This window comes from Aureimonas psammosilenae (assembly GCF_009176975.1).
In the GTDB taxonomy this organism is placed as follows: domain Bacteria; phylum Pseudomonadota; class Alphaproteobacteria; order Rhizobiales; family Rhizobiaceae; genus Plantimonas; species Plantimonas psammosilenae.
Window position 1 is genome coordinate 122,779 of sequence record NZ_WEZG01000012.1, and the last position, 18,465, is coordinate 141,243.

18 protein-coding genes and 1 tRNA gene are annotated in these 18,465 nt (G+C 65.2%); 12 read left to right on the plus strand and 7 right to left on the minus strand.

Annotated elements, in window-relative coordinates; genetic code table 11:
• Nucleotides 1-46: 46 nt before the first annotated feature.
• Both F9929_RS18745 and F9929_RS18750 read left to right on the plus strand, forming a co-directional pair.
• On the plus strand, nucleotides 47-1,096 hold the full coding sequence (locus tag F9929_RS18745) for a threonine aldolase family protein (protein ID WP_152048076.1): 1,050 nt from the start codon (nucleotides 47-49) through the stop codon (nucleotides 1,094-1,096).
• 116 nt (nucleotides 1,097-1,212) lie between these two features.
• Entirely contained in the window at nucleotides 1,213-1,503 is a 291-nt protein-coding gene (locus tag F9929_RS18750; protein ID WP_152048077.1) for an Rmf/CrpP family protein, read from the plus strand.
• A gap of 76 nt (nucleotides 1,504-1,579) precedes the next feature.
• Here F9929_RS18750 and F9929_RS18755 read toward each other — a convergent pair whose 3' ends face one another.
• A complete protein-coding gene (locus F9929_RS18755; RefSeq protein ID WP_152048078.1) occupies nucleotides 1,580-2,047 on the minus strand; it encodes an Hsp20 family protein in 468 nt (155 codons plus the stop codon).
• Nucleotides 2,048-2,321: 274 nt separating this feature from the next.
• Between F9929_RS18755 and F9929_RS18760 the strand changes: the two genes are divergently transcribed.
• Complete coding sequence (locus tag F9929_RS18760; RefSeq protein ID WP_152048079.1) at nucleotides 2,322-2,795, plus strand: PepSY domain-containing protein; 474 nt, start codon at nucleotides 2,322-2,324, stop codon at nucleotides 2,793-2,795.
• Between the two features lie 170 nt (nucleotides 2,796-2,965).
• Entirely contained in the window at nucleotides 2,966-3,937 is a 972-nt protein-coding gene (locus F9929_RS18765) for an alpha/beta fold hydrolase (RefSeq protein WP_152048080.1), read from the plus strand.
• Between the two features lie 7 nt (nucleotides 3,938-3,944).
• On the opposite strand, the gene hisN is transcribed toward F9929_RS18765, so the two are convergent.
• Entirely contained in the window at nucleotides 3,945-4,733 is a 789-nt protein-coding gene (hisN, locus tag F9929_RS18770) for a histidinol-phosphatase (RefSeq protein ID WP_152048081.1), read from the minus strand.
• Between the two features lie 20 nt (nucleotides 4,734-4,753).
• Nucleotides 4,754-5,653, minus strand: coding sequence for an N-formylglutamate amidohydrolase (locus tag F9929_RS18775; RefSeq protein WP_235919423.1), 900 nt, complete (start codon nucleotides 5,651-5,653; stop codon nucleotides 4,754-4,756).
• Nucleotides 5,654-5,813: 160 nt separating this feature from the next.
• Between F9929_RS18775 and cpdR the strand changes: the two genes are divergently transcribed.
• From cpdR to F9929_RS18800, 5 genes are all read left to right on the plus strand, one after another.
• The gene (gene cpdR / locus F9929_RS18780; protein WP_150970950.1) at nucleotides 5,814-6,179 is read left to right on the plus strand and encodes a cell cycle two-component system response regulator CpdR; all 366 of its coding nucleotides are present in this window, start codon (nucleotides 5,814-5,816) and stop codon (nucleotides 6,177-6,179) included.
• A 100-nt stretch (nucleotides 6,180-6,279) separates the two neighbouring features.
• A tRNA-Val gene (locus F9929_RS18785) sits at nucleotides 6,280-6,354 on the plus strand.
• 379 nt (nucleotides 6,355-6,733) lie between these two features.
• Nucleotides 6,734-7,312, plus strand: a complete 579-nt coding sequence (locus F9929_RS18790) for a flavin reductase family protein (RefSeq protein ID WP_235919425.1) — start codon at nucleotides 6,734-6,736, stop codon at nucleotides 7,310-7,312.
• A gap of 54 nt (nucleotides 7,313-7,366) precedes the next feature.
• Nucleotides 7,367-8,542: an FMNH2-dependent alkanesulfonate monooxygenase gene (gene ssuD / locus F9929_RS18795; protein WP_152048083.1), complete on the plus strand. Its 1,176-nt coding sequence runs from the start codon at nucleotides 7,367-7,369 to the stop codon at nucleotides 8,540-8,542.
• Nucleotides 8,543-8,553: 11 nt separating this feature from the next.
• Entirely contained in the window at nucleotides 8,554-10,056 is a 1,503-nt protein-coding gene (locus F9929_RS18800; protein WP_235919427.1) for an FAD/NAD(P)-binding protein, read from the plus strand.
• Here F9929_RS18800 and F9929_RS18805 read toward each other — a convergent pair.
• The 3 genes from F9929_RS18805 to F9929_RS18815 all read right to left on the minus strand — a co-directional run bounded on the left by F9929_RS18805 (nucleotide 10,035) and on the right by F9929_RS18815 (nucleotide 13,063).
• Nucleotides 10,035-10,343, minus strand: a complete 309-nt coding sequence (locus F9929_RS18805) for an ATPase inhibitor subunit zeta (RefSeq protein ID WP_193227827.1) — start codon at nucleotides 10,341-10,343, stop codon at nucleotides 10,035-10,037. The genes F9929_RS18800 and F9929_RS18805 overlap by 22 nt on opposite strands.
• 190 nt (nucleotides 10,344-10,533) lie before the next feature.
• A complete protein-coding gene (locus tag F9929_RS18810) occupies nucleotides 10,534-11,700 on the minus strand; it encodes a nucleotide sugar dehydrogenase (protein WP_152048085.1) in 1,167 nt (388 codons plus the stop codon).
• A 160-nt stretch (nucleotides 11,701-11,860) separates the two neighbouring features.
• The gene (locus F9929_RS18815; protein WP_152048086.1) at nucleotides 11,861-13,063 is read right to left on the minus strand and encodes a polysaccharide biosynthesis/export family protein; all 1,203 of its coding nucleotides are present in this window, start codon (nucleotides 13,061-13,063) and stop codon (nucleotides 11,861-11,863) included.
• A 618-nt stretch (nucleotides 13,064-13,681) separates the two neighbouring features.
• On the opposite strand from F9929_RS18815, the gene F9929_RS18820 reads away from it, so the two are divergent.
• Nucleotides 13,682-15,418 (plus strand): methyl-accepting chemotaxis protein, encoded by a 1,737-nt coding sequence (locus F9929_RS18820; RefSeq protein ID WP_152048087.1) that lies wholly within the window; start codon nucleotides 13,682-13,684, stop codon nucleotides 15,416-15,418.
• 11 nt (nucleotides 15,419-15,429) lie between these two features.
• Here the strand turns inward: F9929_RS18820 and F9929_RS18825 are convergent, their stop codons facing one another.
• Nucleotides 15,430-15,870 (minus strand): Lrp/AsnC family transcriptional regulator, encoded by a 441-nt coding sequence (locus F9929_RS18825; protein WP_152048088.1) that lies wholly within the window; start codon nucleotides 15,868-15,870, stop codon nucleotides 15,430-15,432.
• 126 nt (nucleotides 15,871-15,996) lie between these two features.
• Between F9929_RS18825 and alr the strand changes: the two genes are divergently transcribed.
• Nucleotides 15,997-17,142, plus strand: a complete 1,146-nt coding sequence (gene alr / locus F9929_RS18830; protein WP_152048089.1) for an alanine racemase — start codon at nucleotides 15,997-15,999, stop codon at nucleotides 17,140-17,142.
• On the plus strand, nucleotides 17,139-18,410 hold the full coding sequence (locus F9929_RS18835) for a D-amino acid dehydrogenase (protein ID WP_152048090.1): 1,272 nt from the start codon (nucleotides 17,139-17,141) through the stop codon (nucleotides 18,408-18,410). Before alr ends, F9929_RS18835 begins: the two co-directional genes overlap by 4 nt.
• The last annotated feature ends 55 nt before the right edge of the window (nucleotides 18,411-18,465 follow it).

Below are 18,465 nucleotides of genomic sequence, written 5' to 3' on the forward strand. Positions count from 1 at the left end.
CCCGGATGGTCTTGCCCCGCCCTCAGTGGACTTGTAGGCAAAGCCCATGATCTTCGCATCCGACAACTGGTCCGGACCGCATCCGGCCATCAATGCAAGTCTTGCCGAGCACGGCGCGGGCATGGCGGCCGCCTACGGTACCAGCACCCTCGACAAGGCGGTGGAACAACGCTTCAACGAGATCTTCGAGCGCGAGGTCGCCGTGTTCTTCGTCGGCACCGGGACGGCGGCGAACTCCTTGTCCTTCGCGGCCCTGAACCGGCCGGGCGGCGTGGTTCTCTGTCACCGCGAGGCGCATGTGGTCGAAGACGAATGCGGCGCGCCGGAATTCTTCACCCACGGCGCCCGCATGGCGCCCGTGGACGGCCCGCTCGGCATGATCGACGCCTTCAACCTGAAGCGCGAGCTGAAGCGCTTCAATCCGGGCTTCGTTCATGCCGGCCAGCCGATGGCGGTCACGATCAGCCAGCCGAGCGAAGCGGGCACGATCTATCCGCTGGAGCGCCTGGAAGCGATTGCCGGCATCGCACACGAGCATGAGCTTTCGCTTCACATGGACGGCGCGCGCTTCGCCAACGCCCTCGTCGCGTCCAACCTTTCGCCGGCCGAGATGACCTGGAAGCGCGGCGTCGACATCCTGTCCTTCGGCGCCACCAAGAACGGCTGCTGGTGCGCGGAAGCCGTGATCTTCTTCGACCCGGAAAAGGCGCGGCAGTTTCCGTATATCCGCAAGCGCGGCGCGCAGCTCTTTTCCAAGACGCGCTTCATCGCCGCGCAATTCATGGCCTATTTCGAGAACGGCCTTTGGCTGGAACTCGCGCGCCATTCCAACGCCATGGCGGACAAGCTTCGCGACGCGCTGGACCGGGGCAGCCACGCGCGGCAGGCTTGGCCGACGCGCACCAACGAGGTCTTCGCGATCATCGAGAAGGACACGGCGGAACGCCTGCGCGCGGCGGGTGCAGTGTTCTACGACTGGAACCCGCCCCATTCCTCGCACGACCTCCTGAAGGAAGGCGACGTCCTCGCCCGCCTCGTCACGAGTTGGTCCACGAGCGAGAAGGATGTCGAGGACTTCGCCGCGCTGATCGCCTGATCGCCTGATCGCACGACAGCCAAGCCGGAACCGGGCTTCGGGCGAAGGGTTAATCTTTTTGAGGCTCCGGAAGGCGTGCGGTCTTCCGGGCGATCCCGATGAGGAGGCCCTTCGACATGACCACTGGCACCAGCCCCTTCGAACAAGGCAAGCTTGCCTTCAAGCACAACCACCCGATGTCGTCCTGCGACTTTCCCGTGGGCTCGGGCGTCCGCGAGGAATGGATGCGCGGCTGGACGGAAGCCCGCAACGCCTCGCCGGTCGGCGACGGGCAGGAAACTCAAGCCGGCAACAGCCATCCCGGCATGATGGGCGACGGAACCGAGGAACAGAACCTCAACCAGAAGGGAGATCCGTCCGCGCGCATCTCCGAGAAGGACGTGAACGCCGCCTTCGGCAAGCATTGAAACGACCACGCATCCATAGAACGAAAAACGGCGCCCCGAAGGGCGCCGTTCTCTTATGCGACAAGGGCCGACCGATTCAGGCGGCGGCGTTCGCTTCGATCTGACGGGCGTTCTCGTTGCCCGCGTTCACGATGTCGATCTTGCGGGGCTTCATCGCCTCCGGGATGACACGGACGAGATCGATATGCAGAAGGCCGTTCTTCAAGGTCGCGCCCTTCACCTCCACATGGTCGGCGAGCTGGAAGCGACGCTCGAAAGCGCGCGACGCGATCCCGCGATGCAGGACCTCGACGCCCTCGGCCTTGTCCTCGGCCTTCTCGCCCTTCACCGTCAACGCGTTCTCGCGCGTTTCGATGGCAAGGTCGGCCTCGCCGAAACCGGCGACCGCCATGGTCACGCGATAGGCGTTCTCGCCTGTGCGTTCGATGTTGTAGGGCGGATAGGACGGCGCGCCCTCACCCTGGTTCAGGGAATCGAGACGCGAGAAAAGGCGGTCGAAGCCGACGGTGGAGCGATAAAGCGGAGCGAAATCGATGGCACGCATGGTTTGTTCTCCTAGAGAAGCAACAGGTTGATGCGGATGGGATAGCGGCCCTCAAGGTTCCCGTTCTGGCGAACCGACCACCGTCCCACGGCCCCTTTCGGCGACCGCAGGGCTCATTTGGCGATGGGTTTTCACGCCTTCAAGAGCGGTCGTGGCGAGAAAAATCCGATGAACGGCAAATGAACGCGGGCTTCCGATTTCGTTCAGATGAGTGAGCTTAGAACCGGCCCCATCGATCCGGCGGACACGGATCTACGCTTCGGAGCCAAGGCTCATGAAAATCGCTCTCGCCGGCCTGACCGGCCTTCTCGCGGTTCTTTCCGTAACGGTGCCCGCCGCGGCCTATGACAACGGCTTCTTCGGTGCGCCGCCGGCCGTGGTCGTGCCGGCGCAGTATCGCGACTGGCGCGACCGCGATTCCGACTGGGACCGCCCGCGCGGCTACGACGAGGATCGCGACGACCGCCTCAGCGAGCGGCAGATCGCGAGAACCGTGATGCGCCAGGGCTATGTGCGCATCGACGACATCGACCTTCGCCGCGACCGCTACATCGTGCGGGCGGTGCGCCCGAACGGCGCGCTCGTTCGCCTCGCGCTCGACGCCTATGATGGCGAGGTGCTGGCCCGCGAGCAGATCGGCTGGGTGAACGACGGAAGACGCCCCGGCCGCGACGATCGCCGCCGCCCCACGAACGGCATCGAGTTCGATCTCGGCAACGGCGGCTCCTTCGGCATCTATTCCCGCTGACCCCTTCTTCCCAAACGTCCGCGACGTCCCGTCCCTTCCGTCGCGGCCGCCGGGCCGGGAGCTTCCTCGCGAAGCTTCCGGCCTTTTCATTCCGGTCCCAGCCCGGTTGACTCAGGCCCATGCTCTGGAGCTTAAACAGGCCCGACCAAAGGCGACCGGCGCGACGCACCATGACCGTTTCCAAGGCCCGCGAAGACCTCGTCGAGATACCGGGAAATCCGAAGCCGAAGGATATCACGAGCGGTTCGGTGGAAACGGTCGACCGGGTGGCGATCCGCTTCGCGCTCGCCCCGTCCCGGCTCGTGCGCACGCGCGGCACCGTGATCATCCTCCAAGGCCGCAACGAAACGATCGAGAAGTATTTCGAGACGATCGAGGACCTGACGGAGCGCGGGTACGGCGTCGCGACCTTCGACTGGCGCGGCCAGGGCGGTTCGCAGCGCGTCACCCGCAATCCAAAGAAGGGTCATGTCGCGAGCTTCAAAGCCTATGCGCGCGACCTCGAAGCCGTGTTTCGCGATGTCGTCCTGCCCGATTGCCGGGGGCCCTATGCGATCCTCGCCCATTCCATGGGGGCGACGGTGGCCCTTGTTGGGTCGCCGATGCTGATCAACCGGGTGGAGCGGATCGTCGCCAGCGCGCCGCTCGTGTCGCTGCCGGGCGTCCGTCCCCGCACGACGCCGCTTTTTCTTGCCGCCAGCGCGCTGCGCTGGACGGGCATGGGCGGCGTGCCGGTGCGCAACCAGACCCGCGCTTCCGCCGCCTACACCCTGTCGCGCAATCCGCTGACCAGCGATGCGGAGCGGTTCGAGCGCAACCGCGCCCTCGCCGCCGCCGCGCCGGAACTGTTCGTCGGCGGTCCGACCGCCGGCTGGCTCGCGGCCGCCACGGGTGCGATGCGCCGTTTGGAGGATTCCGACACGATCTCGCGCTTCCATATCCCGACGCTGATCGTCACCGCCGGCAACGACGAGGTCGTGTCGAGCGCGGCGGCCGAGCGTCTCGCTTGGCGGATGCGCTCCGGCCACAGCTTGACGCTGCCCGGCGCGCGGCACGAATTGCTGCAAGAGGCCGATCGTTTCCGCGCCCCGTTCATCGCTGCCTTCGACGCCTTTGCCGGCGGAGCGATGCCGTTGAACTGACCGGCGGTCAGCGGTTCATGATTTCCAGCGCCGCGCGGTGAAGCTCGGGCGTCGCGGCGGCGATCACGTCGCCCCCGTCTTCCGCGCGCCCGCCGGCGAAGGTGGTGATGACGCCGCCCGCCTGTTCCACGATCGGGATCAGGGCCACGATGTCGTAGGGCTTGAGACCCGCTTCCACCACGAGATCCACCTGGCCGGCGGCCAGCATCGCGAAGGCGTAGCAGTCGGTGCCGAACCGCGTGAGGCGGGCCTTCGCCTCCAAGGCCTCGAAATTGTCCCGCTGCCGCCCCTGGAACAAGCGCGGCGTCGTGGTGAACACCGTCGCTTCTTCGAGCGCGGTCGTTTCCCGCACGCGGTTGCGATCGCGCCCCGTCCGGTCCTCGCGATAGGAAGCCGAGCCGTCGGCGAAGAAGCGCTCGCCCGTGAAAGGCTGGCTCATGATGCCGATGCGGGCTCGGCCTTCCACCGTCAGACCGATCAGCGTGCCCCAAACGGGAATGCCGGAGATAAAGGCGCGCGTGCCGTCGATCGGATCGATCACCCAGCGCAAGGCTCCCTCGCCCGCCGCGCCGTGCTCCTCGCCCAAAATCGCGTGGGTTGGATAGGTCTCGCCGATCACGGCGCGGATCGCGCGCTCGGCCTCGCGGTCGGCCTCCGTCACCGGATCAAAGGCGGCTTCCAGCTTGTTGTCCACCGCGCCCTGGCGGCGAAAGCGCGGCAGGGTCTCGGCATCGGCGGCATCCGCCAGCCGGAACAGGAAGTCCACATCCGGCAGTTCGCGCGCGTCCGTCGCCATCGCAGTCTCTCCTGAAGATATTATTCGGCGGCGGCCAGTTGATTGAACTCGCCGTCCACGGCCGCGGCGAAGGCCACCGCGAAACGCAGAAGGTCTTCGCGCAGCGTCATGAAGTTGCGCGAGGGCTCGAACTTGCGCTCGTCGGCATAAAGGTAGCGGTTGACCTCGATCTGGATCACATGGACGCCCGCATCCGGCCGGCCGTAGCGCTCGGTGATGTAGCCCCCCGCATAGGGTTTGTTGCGCATCACGTCGTAGCCGAGCGCCGACAGGGCCCCGATGGCGTGCGACACGATGACGCCGGCCGCGCTCGTGCCGAAGCGGTCGCCCACCACGAAGTCCGGTCGCCGCCCGCCCGGCATGGCCCGCACGGTGGACGGCATGGAATGGCAATCCACCACGACCGCGATGCCGAAGCGCTCGCGCGTTTGCCGGATCAGCGTTTCGAGGCTGTGATGGAAGGGCTTGTAGATGCGCTCGATGCGATCCATCCCTTCCGCGACGGAGAGCTTGTTCCGGTAGATGTCCTCGCGCTCGGCGACGATGCGCGGGATGGTGCCGAGCCCGCCCGCGACGCGCACGGAACCCGTGTTGACGAAGGGCGGCAGGGCCTCGGCGAACATGCGAGGGTCGAGTTCGTAGGGCTCGCGGTTCACATCCAGAAAGGCTCGCGGGAAATGCGCCACCTGAAACGGCGCACCGATGGCCGGCGCGAAGTCGAACAGGATATCGACGAAAAGGTCTTCCGAGCGCCGGATATCGGCGGCACTGAGTCGAGAACTCTCGAGAAACGACACCGGATACCCACGCCCGGAATGGGGCGAGCAGAAGACGAACGGGATTTTGGGGAAGGCGGGCTTCCTGATCTCGAAAGCCGGGATGGAGCCGGTCAGGGTTTCGAGAAGGGCAGGCTCCAACAAATCGCGCGGTCCGGCATGAGTCATATTCTTCAACATGCCGCAAACTAGGCCTGTGGTCCACGTATTCCACATGGGCAAGGCCCACGCGATCTGTTAATGCAGGAATGCAATGGAGATTGCTTCAGCCAGAGGATCGCCTCGGCGGAACCAGGTTTAAGAGATGTCAAAGATCCTTCTCGCCGAAGACGACAACGATATGCGCCGCTTCCTGGCCAAGGCCTTGGAAAAGGCTGGCTACGAAGTGGTTTCCTTCGACAATGGCGGCAGCGCCTACGAGCGGTTGCGGGAGGAGCCCTTCTCGCTTCTTCTCACCGACATCGTGATGCCGGAAATGGACGGGATCGAGCTGGCGCGCCGCGCCACCGAACTCGACCCCGATCTCAAGGTGATGTTCATCACGGGATTTGCCGCCGTCGCGTTGAACCCCGACTCGAAGGCGCCGAAGGATGCCAAGATCCTTTCCAAGCCCTTCCACCTGCGCGAACTCGTCGACGAAGTCGGCAAGATGCTGCAGGACGCGGCGTAAGGCGCCGCGGACCGGGCCGGCCAAGCGATTTCCTTCCGAAAGGACCAGCGAATCGCTTGACGGCCCCAAGGCGGATGTGGTGTATGCCGCTTCGTCGGATGGGCGTGTAGCTCAGCGGGAGAGCACTACGTTGACATCGTAGGGGTCACAGGTTCAATCCCTGTCACGCCCACCATCCGAACCACCAACCCTTCTGTGTGATGAACGGGTTGGATGCCGAACAGGCACCGTTGGTTTCCCATTTTCAAATCTATGGCTGCCGGGTTCCGAACCCGCTGCGCTCCGGTTTTCGACCGAGCAGGACGCTGCTTCACGACGAAGGATGGCTCCAAGCGACTGCGCATCAGATCCAGCGATTCGCTAATCATGAAAAAGCGCGCTGAACTACGAATCCCCCTCGCCGCCATTCCCGCCGCTTCCCTTGGCTCGCGGACAGGCCGTCCCATCTGGGTGATCCAAGCGGATCATCGATCCTTCTCGGTCCAGCAAATTAGTATATATTTCGTCAGAGACAGCACCGAAGCCGCGTAATCTTCCCGGACGCCGGACGTGCCATGAAATCCGATAAAGGTCCCGAAATGTCTCTTGCCGCTCCGAAGATCGACGCTCCCATCATTCACCGCCCCCGCTTCGAGGCCGTTCCCCCACCCGCGCCGCACGGCTTGAAGGAAGCGATGCGCCATCTCGTCGGCGGCGTGTCGGTGGTGACGGCCGGGCTCGGCGACGAGCGCACCGGCGCGACGGTGACCACGGCCCATTCGCTCAGCGTGGACCCCGAGACCATGCTCGTGTCGATCAACCTGTCGTCGTCCACCTGGCCGGTCATCCGCCGTTTCGGCCATTATTGCGTGAACCTCCTCACCCACAGCCAGGTCGCGGTAGCCGATCGCTTCGCGGGCCGTGGCGGCGTGAAGGGCAAGGACCGTTATCTCGGCGCCGAATGGACGGTGCTCGAAACGGGCGCGGGCGCGCTGGTCGGGGCGTTGGCCTCGGTGGATTGCGAGGTCGAGCATATCGTGGAGCGGCACAGCCACGCGTTGATCTTCGGCGCGGTTCGCGCGGTTCGCATCTCCGGCGGCGAGCCCCTCGTCTACAGCCATGGCCGCTACGGGCGTTATTCGCCCGCCGAGTAAAAGGCGACGCGGTTCCCCAAGACCATGAACGACCTGCCTGAAAGCCATAGCCCCATGCCGATCGACGCGCCCGGCAAGATCAACGTTCTCTGGTTCCTGCCGACGCATGGCGACAGCCGCTATCTCGGCACCAGCGAGGGCGGGCGCTCGGTCGACCTGCCTTACCTGCGCCAGATCGCGCAAGGCGCGGACCAGCTCGGCTATTTCGGCGTGCTTCTGCCGACGGGACGGTCCTGCGAGGATTCCTGGGTGGTCGCGTCGGCGCTTGCGCCGCTGACGGAGCGCCTGCGCTTTCTCGTCGCCGTTCGCCCCGGTCTCCAGTCGCCGACGCTCGCCGCGCGCATGACGGCGACGCTGGACCGCATCTCCAACGGCCGCCTTCTGATCAACGTCGTCACCGGCGGCGATCCGGCCGAGAACAAGGGCGACGGCATCTTCCTTTCCCATGCCGAGCGCTACGAGGTGACGCGCGAGTTCCTCCAGATCTACAAGCGCGTCCTGTCCGGCGAGACCGTTGCCCACAAGGGCAAGCATTTCGAGATTGAGGACGGACGCCTGCTTTTCCCGCCGGTCCAGACGCCCTATCCGCCGCTTTATTTCGGCGGCTCCTCCGAAGCGGCGAACGAGGTCGCGGCGGGCGAGATCGACAAATATCTGACCTGGGGCGAGCCGCCGGCCGCGGTCGCACAGAAGCTGAGCGTCGTGCGGGAACTTGCGGAAAAGAAGGGGCGCAAGGTTTCCTTCGGCATCCGTCTCCACGTGATCGTGCGCGAAACCAACGCCAAGGCCTGGGAAGCGGCGGAGGAACTCATCAGCCGCCTCGACGACAATACGATCACGGAAGCCCAGAAGGTCTTCGCCCGGATGGACTCGGTCGGCCAATCGCGCATGAGCCAGCTTCACGGCGGCCGCCGCGACAAGCTGGAAGTCAGCTCGAACCTTTGGGCCGGCGTTGGTCTCGTGCGCGGCGGTGCGGGAACGGCGCTCGTCGGCGATCCCGAAACGGTGGCCGAGCGGATCGACGAATATCGGCGCCTCGGCATCGACAGCTTCATCCTGTCCGGCTACCCGCATCTGGAAGAAGCCTACCGCTTCGGCGAACTGGTGCTGCCGCGCCTGCCGGTCTCCCACCCCCTCCCTTCACGCGACCGGCAAGCCAATATGGGGCCCTTCGGCGAATCCATCGCCGGCGACCGCCGCCCGGAAAAGCGACTCGCCAGCCAGTCGTGACGGCATCGCGGATGAACTCGGGACCGGTCGTCGCCATTATCGGCGGCGGCTTCACGGGCGCGGCCGTCGCCTATCATCTGGCCCGCCTTCGTGCCGCAAGCGCTCCCGCCATTCTTGTGATCGAGCCGCGCGAGCGTTTGGGCAGCGGGCTCGCCTATTCGACGCGGGAGCCGGCGCATCGCATCAACGTGCCCGCAACGCGCATGAGCCTCGACACGAGCGAACCGGACCAGTTCTCGCGCTGGCTGGACGCGACCGGTGCATCACGCGACGATCCCGCCTCCCTGGATGCAGGCGGCGGCGCGTTTCCCCAGCGCGGCGTCTTCGGCCGCTATGTGGCGGCGATGCTGGACCCGCTTCTGGCCGAGGGCAGGGTCCTCCACCGGCGCGATAAGGCCATCGGCGCGCGGCGGCTGGAAGACGGAAGGTTCGAGATCGCTCTGGCAAGTAGTGGGGAGGTTCGAGCCGACATTCTCGTCATCGCCACGACGCATCCCCTGCCCGCCGTACCCCACGCGTTGCATCCGATCAAGGATGCTCCCGGCTTCATCGCCGACCCCTACGACCCGAAGGCGCTGGCCGGCATCGAGCCAAAAGCGCGCGTGCTCGTCGTCGGCAACGGCCTGACGGCTGCCGATACGGTCGCGACGCTCGGCCGCTTAGGCCATCGCGGCCCCATCACCACCGTGTCGCGCAACGGCTTGCGCTCGCGCGGCCACGCGTCCGTTCCGACCGAGCCCTATGGCGACTTCACCGCGCCGCCGGCGCGAACGGCGCTGGAACTTCTGCGACGCATCCGGCAGGCCATCTCGGCGGCTGCGGGCGAAGGGCTGTCCTGGCATGGCGTTCTCGATGCCGTGCGCATCGCCGGCCAGGACATCTGGCGCGACCTTTCCGAAAGCGAGCGGGCTCGCATCGTGCGCCATCTGCGAAGTTTCTGGGACGTTCACCGCTTCCGCATCGCGCCGCAGGTCGAAGCGGTGCTGGACCGGCTGACGGCGCAGGGGCGACTCGTGTCGCTCGCCGCTTCGCTGCGCTCCTCCACCCCGTCGCCGCACAGATTGGATGTCGAATTCCGTCGTCGGCGAACCGCCGCTTCCGAGCGGCAGAGCTTCGACGCCGTGGTCAACACCACCGGCCCCGCCCATCGCAGCATCGTCGCGCAGGAGCCCGTCCACAGCCTCCATCAAGCAGGCCTCGCCATGCTCGACCGCGTCGGCCTCGGGCTCGCCACGGCACGAAGCGGGCAAGCGCTCGACCGCGACGGGCAGGCCGTGCCCCGCCTTTTCATCGCGGGCCCCTTGGCGCGCGGAACCTTCGGCGAATTGATGGGCCTGCCGCAGGTCACTGACTATGCCGAGTTCATCGCCCGGCAGGTGGCGGGGGAACTGACTGACTTCACCACCAAAGAAAACGGCCGCACGGGAAAGCCCCGAGCGGCCGATAAGGAACTTACAACCCCCGGCTTGATCGCCGGCTCGATTCTCGGCGATCAGGCATTGCCGACGCGGTAGGACGCCATGGCTTGCGAATAGCGCGAGCGGAGGCCGTCGATGTCGATCTTCAACGGCGACAGATCGTGAGCCAGCTTGTCGAAGCCGCCGCGCCCGCCCGGCACTGACACGCCCGCCTCCATCACGGAAGCCGCATAGATCTTGATCGCATCGCCGGAGAGACCGAGCTGAGCGCCCGCCCAAAGACCCACGACGACATCGGCATGGCTGCGGCTGAAGAACGAGCGCTCCTCGTCCATCACGAACTTGCGCTGAGAAATCTCGGTGCGGTTGCTTTCGAGCTGCATTGGTCTGTCCCCTCTTGTCGCCGTGGTTGCGACAAGGGAGATCATGACAGAGCCGTTCGAAGACCGAGTTAGAATGCACTGAGCAGTTAGAGCGATCGGATTCACTCGCTCTTACGACATGCGAACGAGTGGTAAACGCGATCGGCGAAGGGCCGGAAACGAGGACGCGGGGCCCCTCGCCCGCAGGCGCTCAGTCCTGGCCGAAGAGGTCGCGCGTATAGACCTTGTTGCTGACATCCGCGAGTTCCGCCGACATGCGGTTGGACACGATGACATCGGCCACGCGCTTGAACTCCGATAGATCGCGCATCACCGGCGAGCGGAAATACTCGTTCTCCTTCAGCGCCGGCTCGAACACCACCACCGGCACGCCCTTGGCCTTGATGCGCTTCATGATGCCCTGGATCGAGGACTGACGGAAATTGTCCGAGCCATGCTTCATGGTCAGGCGGTGGACGCCGACGATCCGCGGGTCGCGGCGCAGGATGTCGTTGGCGATGAAGTCCTTGCGCGTGGAGTTGGCGTCAACGATCGCGCGCATCAGATCCTGCGGCACGTCGCGATAGTTCGCCAGAAGCTGCTTTGTGTCTTTCGGCAGGCAATAACCGCCATAGCCGAAGGACGGGTTGTTGTAATGCGAGCCGATGCGCGGATCGAGGCAAACACCGCCGATGATCTCGCGCGTGCTGAGGCCGTGCGTCGCCGCATAGGTATCCAGCTCGTTGAAGAAGGCGACGCGCATGGCGAGAAAGGTGTTGGAGAAGAGCTTGATCGCCTCCGCCTCGCTGGCGCCGGTGAAAAGCACCTCGACATCCTGCCGGATCGCCCCTTCGAGCAGAAGCTGCGCGAAGCGCTGGGCGCGTTCGGAATGTTCGCCGACGATGATGCGCGAAGGATGCAGGTTGTCGTAGAGCGCCTTGCCTTCGCGCAGGAATTCCGGCGAGAAGATGATGTTGTCGTTGCCGAGTTCGGCGCGGACCCGGCGCGTGTAGCCGACCGGGATGGTGGACTTGATCACCACCGTCGCCTGCGGGTTCACCGCTGCCACGTCCCGGATCGCCGATTCCACGAGGCGCGTGTCGAAGGTGTTGGTGTCGGGATCGTAGTTGGTCGGCGTCGCCACGATCACGAAATCGGCGTTCGCATAGGCCTCGTCGCGATCCGTCGTCGCCCGAAGGTTCAACTCGCGGGTCTTCAGATAGTCCTCGACCTCGGCATCGACGATCGGCGAGCGCTTGGCATTGACGAGATCGACCTTGGCGGCGACCACGTCGAGCGCGACGACCTCGTTATGCTGTGCGAGCAGGATGGCGTTGGACAGTCCGACATATCCAAGGCCTGCTACCGCAATCTTCATCGCAAGGTTCCCACGGTTGATCCGGTTGCGCCGCCTCGAGGCGACCGGGGGACCTTATTTTTTTGCGGTGCGGCATACAAGGTGCCGGCGGTTGCGTTGCCGCATACCGCCTGGAACCACGCGAACGCCCGCCGCGAGGGCGGGCGATCGCCAAGACGCGTCAGAAGTCGCGGACGGAAGTTCTGGTCGACACGAAGTCGCCGGTCGCGCCCGAAGCCGAACTCGTGACGGAGTTGACGATGTTCAGGAACTTCAGGACCTCGGTGGAGTCGGAGTTCGACACGTAGAGGATGTCCTTGTCCTGCATCGGCAGCTTCTGCACCGCGAAGAAGGAGGCCGGGTCGCGCATGTTGGCGCGGATGATGACGGGCACTTCCGAACCGGAGAAGCGCGACACGTCCACCCGCATGCGGGTCAGGAGCGAGCGGTCCATCGTGCGGTAGAGAAGAAGCTGCGCGGGGTCCGCACGGCCGTCCAGAAGACCGCCGGCCTTGCCCAGGGCTTCGCCGAGGGTGAGGTTGGATTCCTCGAAGTCGATGCGCCCGTTGAGCCCCGACGCGCCGAAGGCGAGGAACGTGCGGCGCTCGCGATTGACATAGACCGTGTCGCCAGTGGCCACAAAGATGTTCTCGGTCGGGTTCTCGATGAGATCGGAGAACAGGACCGTGCCTTCCTTGCCGCGCCGCTGCAGCGTGACATAGGTTTCGACGCCGGGCGTCGACAGGCCGCCGGCTCTGGCGATGACATCGAGAACGCGTTCGCCCGATGGGTTCAGTTCGAGCTTGGCCGGTTCCTTCACGTCGCCGAGAACGGACACCTGGCTGGAGCGGTTCTCCACGATCGTGACCAGCACCTGCGGCTCGATGGCCCGGTTGGCCAGAAGGTTCTCGATCTCGGCCTGAACGGCGGTGGTGGTGCGACCGGAAGCGCGGATGCGGCCGGCATAGGGAACGGAGATCGTGCCCGCGCGGTCCACGGTCTGCTGGGGCAGGGTCACGTAGTTGCCGGGGCGGCTGCCCGCGTCTTCCGGAATGAACAGACCGCCGGTCGCGGCTTCGAAGATCGACACCTGCACGATGTCGCCCGGCCCGAGCACCGTTTCCGGCGCCCCGCCCCTGCCGCCGCCGAAACCGTTCTTCAGCGAGGTCTTCTCGGCATGCTGGAAGTAGCTCAAGGCCTCTTTGTTCAGGTCGAGCAGAACATAGTCGATGCCGACCTTGCGGTCGGGATAACCGACGCGCACGGCCGCCTGGCTCTTGATGTCGCGCTTGTCCGGCCCCGAGCTTGGCAGTCCGGAACATCCCGCCAGCCCGAGAAGAAGGGCGAGTCCCGAGACGGCAAGCTTGCGAGGAGCAAAGACCATGAACATGACCCAACGAGGAAACGGAGGGTTTTATCGATCACGCGGCCGAGAAAATCCATCGCCGAGTCGGTGCTTTCGCACACGAACGACGTCACCGAGGCCGCTTATGTTGCCGGAAGGACACGAATTTGCAGAGAGTTAACCACCTCCAACAATTTTGGTCTTGATATGCCGAGCTTGATCCAGGCCCAGCCTCACGCAAGTCATTCGCTGCACCATGCTTGGCCCCGGATTGTGGTGCCCGCCCGTGAAGAACCCGAGGAACGGTTCGGCAGCCGTCGGCAATCTCGGACGACCCGCATCGGTCGGCCTTCCTGTTTCCCTTCCTCTGCGTCGCCTTCTCGATTGCTATTCGACCGAAGGTTGGACGCCAAGATATCGGACCTCGATGGAACTGTTCCAATTCTTGCCCAGCCATCCAATTTCCTTCACCTCTGACATAAGGGACGGCGCAAGAGTCTCATCGATTTTCGATTGTTTTTCAGGAACTTGTTTTCGATTGTCTCGGACAAGGACTTCGCGATCCGAGCCGCCGCATTGACGGATACTTAAACTCGAAGGGAGCAGAGTTCCGTTGAATGCCCCTGCCGGCCATCACCGGGATTGCGAGGAAGAATCATGTTGGACATCCTTTCCAATGACGCCGGCCATGTGCTCGCCGCCTTGGATCTGTCCATGGCGGTGATCGAGTTCGACCTGAGCGGCAAGATCCTGAAGGCGAACGCGAATTTCTGCGAGTTGATGGACTACAAGCCGGCGGAGATCGTGGGGCAGCACCATCGCATCTTCGTGGAGGCCGAATACGCGCGATCGGGCGACTACGAAGCCTTCTGGGCCAAGCTGCGAGGCGGCGAGTTCGTGTGCAGCGAATTCAAGCGCTTCGGCAAGAACGGCAAGGAGGTGTTCATTCGCGGAAACTACAACCCCATCCGCAACGCGCGCGGCCGCGTCTACAAGATCGTGAAGTTCGCCAACGACATCACGGAAACCAAGCTCGGCCAGCTCGAGAACCAGGCGCGGATGGAGGCGGTGGAGCGGTCGCAGGCGACGATCGAATTCACCACCGACGGCACCGTGCTGCGGGCCAACTCCCTCTTTTTGAATGCGCTCGGCTATACGATGGACGAGATCCAAGGCCGCAAGCACAGCATGTTCGTCGACCCCAACGAGACACGGTCGGCCGAATACGAAAGCTTCTGGGAACGCCTGCGCGGCGGCGAGATCTTCACGAACGAGTTCCGCCGGATCGGCAAGAACGGCAAGGAGGTCTTCATCCAGGCGTCCTACAACCCGATCTTCGATCTGAACGGCAAGGTCGTCAAAGTGGCGAAGTTCGCCACCGACGTGACGGACCGCGTTCTGGCCGTGCGCCGCCTCGGCAACGCCCTTCACAAGCTCGCGGAAGGCGATCTGACCTGCGCGGTGGACGAGCCTCTGACGCAGGCTCTCGACCCCATCCGACAGGATCTCAATTCCTCCGTCCGCACCCTTCGCGAGGCCATGCGCACGGTCAGCGGCAATGCCAACCTGATCCATGCCGGCGCCGAGCAGATCCGGGTCGCCGCCGACGATCTGGCGCGGCGCACCGAGCAGCAGGCCGCGGCGGTCGAGGAAACGTCCTCCGCGCTCGCGGAGATGACGGACGGCGTGCGCCGCTCCTCCCACCGGGCCGAGGAAGCCGGCTCGATCGTCGCCAAGACGCGCGTCGAGGCGCAGCAGTCGGGCGGCATCGTCACGCGCGCCGTGGACGCCATGGGCAAGATCGAGGAATCCTCGGGCAAGATCGGCAGCATCATCGGCGTGATCGACGAGATCGCCTTCCAGACCAACCTTCTGGCGCTCAATGCCGGCGTCGAGGCGGCGCGCGCCGGGGAAGCCGGCCGGGGCTTCGCGGTTGTCGCGCAGGAGGTTCGAGGGCTCGCCCAAAGATCGGCGGAAGCGGCCAAGGAGATCAAGGGTCTCATCTCCACCTCCCGCTTCCAAGTGGAGGAAGGCGTGGAACTCGTCGGCCAAGCCGGCACGGCGCTTCAGGGCATCGTGGAAAAAGTCGCTGAGATCGACGGCCATGTCGCGGCCATCGTGGACGCGGCGCGGATGCAGGCCATCGGATTGTCCGAGATCAACACGGCCGTCGCGACCCTCGACAAGGGCATCCAGCAGAATGCGGCGATGGTCGAGGAATCCACCGCCGCCTGCAACGAATTGTCGATGGAAGTCGGCTCGCTGAACGCTCTTCTTACCAAGTTCAAGGTGGAAGAAGGCCGAGGACCTCGCATGGCGGGCGCAAACACCGCCGGCCAGGGATACGCGTCTCCCGCGCGCGCTCTGCAGCAGCGGGTGTCCAGGGCGTTCTGAACGCCAGTCAGCTAAAGAACGCTGCGGATCGCGAAGCTCGAATTGATGCGCGAAACGCCGGGGAGGCGCGACAGAACCTCCTTGTGGATGCGCTCGTAGTCCCCTGCCCCGCCAAGCTCCAGGCGAAGGAGGTAGTCTTCTTCGCCCGTCATCAGATAGCATTCCCGGATTTCAGGATGCTTCAGGACATCGGCCTCGAAGCGGTTCAACGCATCCTCCGTCTGCCGCTCCAGGCTGATGCGCACGATCACCACATGGGTGTCGGCTGACCCCGACCCCGCGACGATCGCCGTATATCCCCGGATCGTGCCCTGCTCCTCCAGGATCTGCACGCGGCGCAGGCATGCAGAGGCCGAAAGCCCGACCTCGGCGGCGAGCTGCACGTTGCTGACCCGCGCATTGCGCCGCAACGCCTTGATGATGGCCCGGTCCAACCGGTCGAGCTCGGCCATGAATATTGCGCTTTTTCGAATGAATTGATGCCTTCGGCTCGATTTATCGCAGATCCTTCGACGGATCGCGCGGACATTCGGCGATAATTCGCCGAACATGCTCGTCGTTCAGCGAAGGTGGCGCACATGCTCGCGCATTCGAACGGCATCGAGGACGAACCGGCGGACGAGAGCGACGGGTTCGCCGCGTCGGGCGGCATCCTGACGGTCGATCTGACGGCGCTGCGGGCCAACTATGCCCGGCTCCGCCAGGAGGCGACGGGCGCCGAGGTGGCGGGCGTCGTGAAGGCGAATGCCTACGGGCTCGGGATCGAACCTGTCGCGAAAGCTCTATGGGCGGAAGGCTGCCGCACCTTCTTCGTCGCGCAGCTTTGCGAAGCGCTGGAACTTCGACCGCTGCTGCCGGATGCCGACATCTTCGTTCTGAACGGCTTGGCGAGCGGGACCGAGGAGGCCGCGGCCCGCCGGAACATCCGCCCCGTTCTCAATTCCCTGCCCCAGATCCGTGCGTGGTCCGCGCTGGCCGCCCGTGAAGGCGGAAGGCTGCCGGCCGCGATCCAGGTGGATTCCGGCATGTCCCGGCTCGGCCTTTCCGGGCAAGAGGTCGAGGCGGTCGCGGCCGACTCGGCGCTTCTGGCGGGCATCGAAACGCGGCTGGTGATGAGCCATCTCGCCTGCGCCGACGAGCCGGCGCATCCGGCGAACAAGGCGCAGCTCGAAAGCTTCCGCCGGCTCGCCGCCCTTTTGCCGAAGGCCCCGCTGTCGCTCGCCAATTCGGCCGGCGTGTTCCTCGGCCCCGATTTCCGCTTCGACCTCGTGCGGCCCGGCATCGCGCTTTACGGCGGCCGGCCGCTCGCCGGCGAGCGCGCCAATCCGATGCGTCCGGTGGTGCGGCTTGAAGCGCGGATCGTCCAGCTTCGCCATGTGCCGGCCGGCGCAGGCATCGGCTACGGTCTTAGCGCGGTGGCAGAGCAGGCGATGCGTCTCGCGACGATCGGCATCGGCTATGCCGACGGCTGGCCGCGCCGGCTCGGCAACCATATCGCGGCCTTTGCCGGCGCGCGCGCCCTGCCGATGGTCGGGCGCGTTTCCATGGACTCCATCATCCTCGACATCGGCGATGCGCCGCTCGGCGACGGCGATCTCGTCGATCTCATCGGTCAGAACCAAGATGTCGATGCGGTGGCGGGGGCCGCCGACACCATCTCCTACGAGATCCTCACCTCGCTCGGCCGACGCTTCGCGCGCCGCTATATCGGAGAAAGCGCATGAAGGTCGCGGTCTTGGGCGCCGGCATTCTCGGCACGACCTCCGCCTGGTATCTCGCCAAGGCGGGCCACGAGGTGACGGTGATCGACCGCCAGCCGGGGCCGGCGCTGGAAACGAGCTTCGCCAATGCCGGCGAAGTATCCTTCGGTTATTGCTCGCCCTGGGCGGCGCCGGGCATTCCGAAGAAGGCGCTGAAATGGCTGATGATGGAGCACGCCCCGCTCATCCTGCGGCCCAAGCCCGATTTCGCCATGCTGTCCTGGATGGCGCAGATGCTGGCCAACTGCACGGCCGAGCGCTACGCGGTCAACAAGAGCCGGATGCTGCGCTTGTCCGACTACAGCCGCCTGTGCCTCGGCGAACTGAAAGCCGAGACGGGCATCGAATACGATCAGCGCATGAAGGGCACGCTTCAGCTCTTTCGCACGCAGGCGCAGTTGGATGCCTCGGCGAAAGATGTGGAGGCGCTGAGGCAGGACGGCATTCCCTTCGAAGTCCTCGATCCTTCCGGCTGCGTGAAGGCCGAGCCGGCGCTGGCCCACGCCCATAACCGCATCGTCGGCGGCCTCCTGACGCCGAACGACGAAACCGGCGACTGCTTCATGTTCGCCAACGCTCTGGCCAAGCTCGCCCAGACGCGCGGCGTTTCCTTCGATTACGGGCGCACCATCCACCGCGTGCGCGCCGAGAACGGCCGCGTCGCGGGCGTCGAAACCGACCGGGGCGTCACGCCGGCCGATGCGGTGGTGGTCGCGCTCGGCTCTTATTCGCCCGCCATGGTGAAGCCCCACGGCATCCGCCTGCCGGTTTATCCGGTGAAGGGCTATTCGCTGACCATTCCGATCGTCGATGCGTCGCGCGCGCCCGAATCCACCGTGATGGACGAAAGCTACAAGATCGCCATCACCCGCCTCGGCAAACGTATCCGGGTCGGCGGAATGGCCGAAATCTCCGGGTTCACCAAGGATCTGGCGCCGGACCGCCGCCGCACGCTCGAACATTCCGTGTCCGACCTTTTCCCCGGCGGCGACATGGCCCGCGCGAGCTTCTGGTCGGGCTTGCGCCCCATGACGCCCGATGGAACGCCGGTGATCGGGCCGACGAAGGTGAAGGGTCTGTTCCTCAATACCGGCCACGGCACGCTCGGCTGGACCATGAGCTGCGGCTCGGGAAAGCTCATCGCCGACCTCGTTTCCGGCCGCCCGCCGGAAATCGACGCGCGCGACCTCGCCGTGTCGCGCTATTCGGAACGACAGCGCATATCGTCCTGACCCCCTCTGGATTCGTCGTCGCCGCGACACCATCTTTGCGGCGATAGGGGACCGT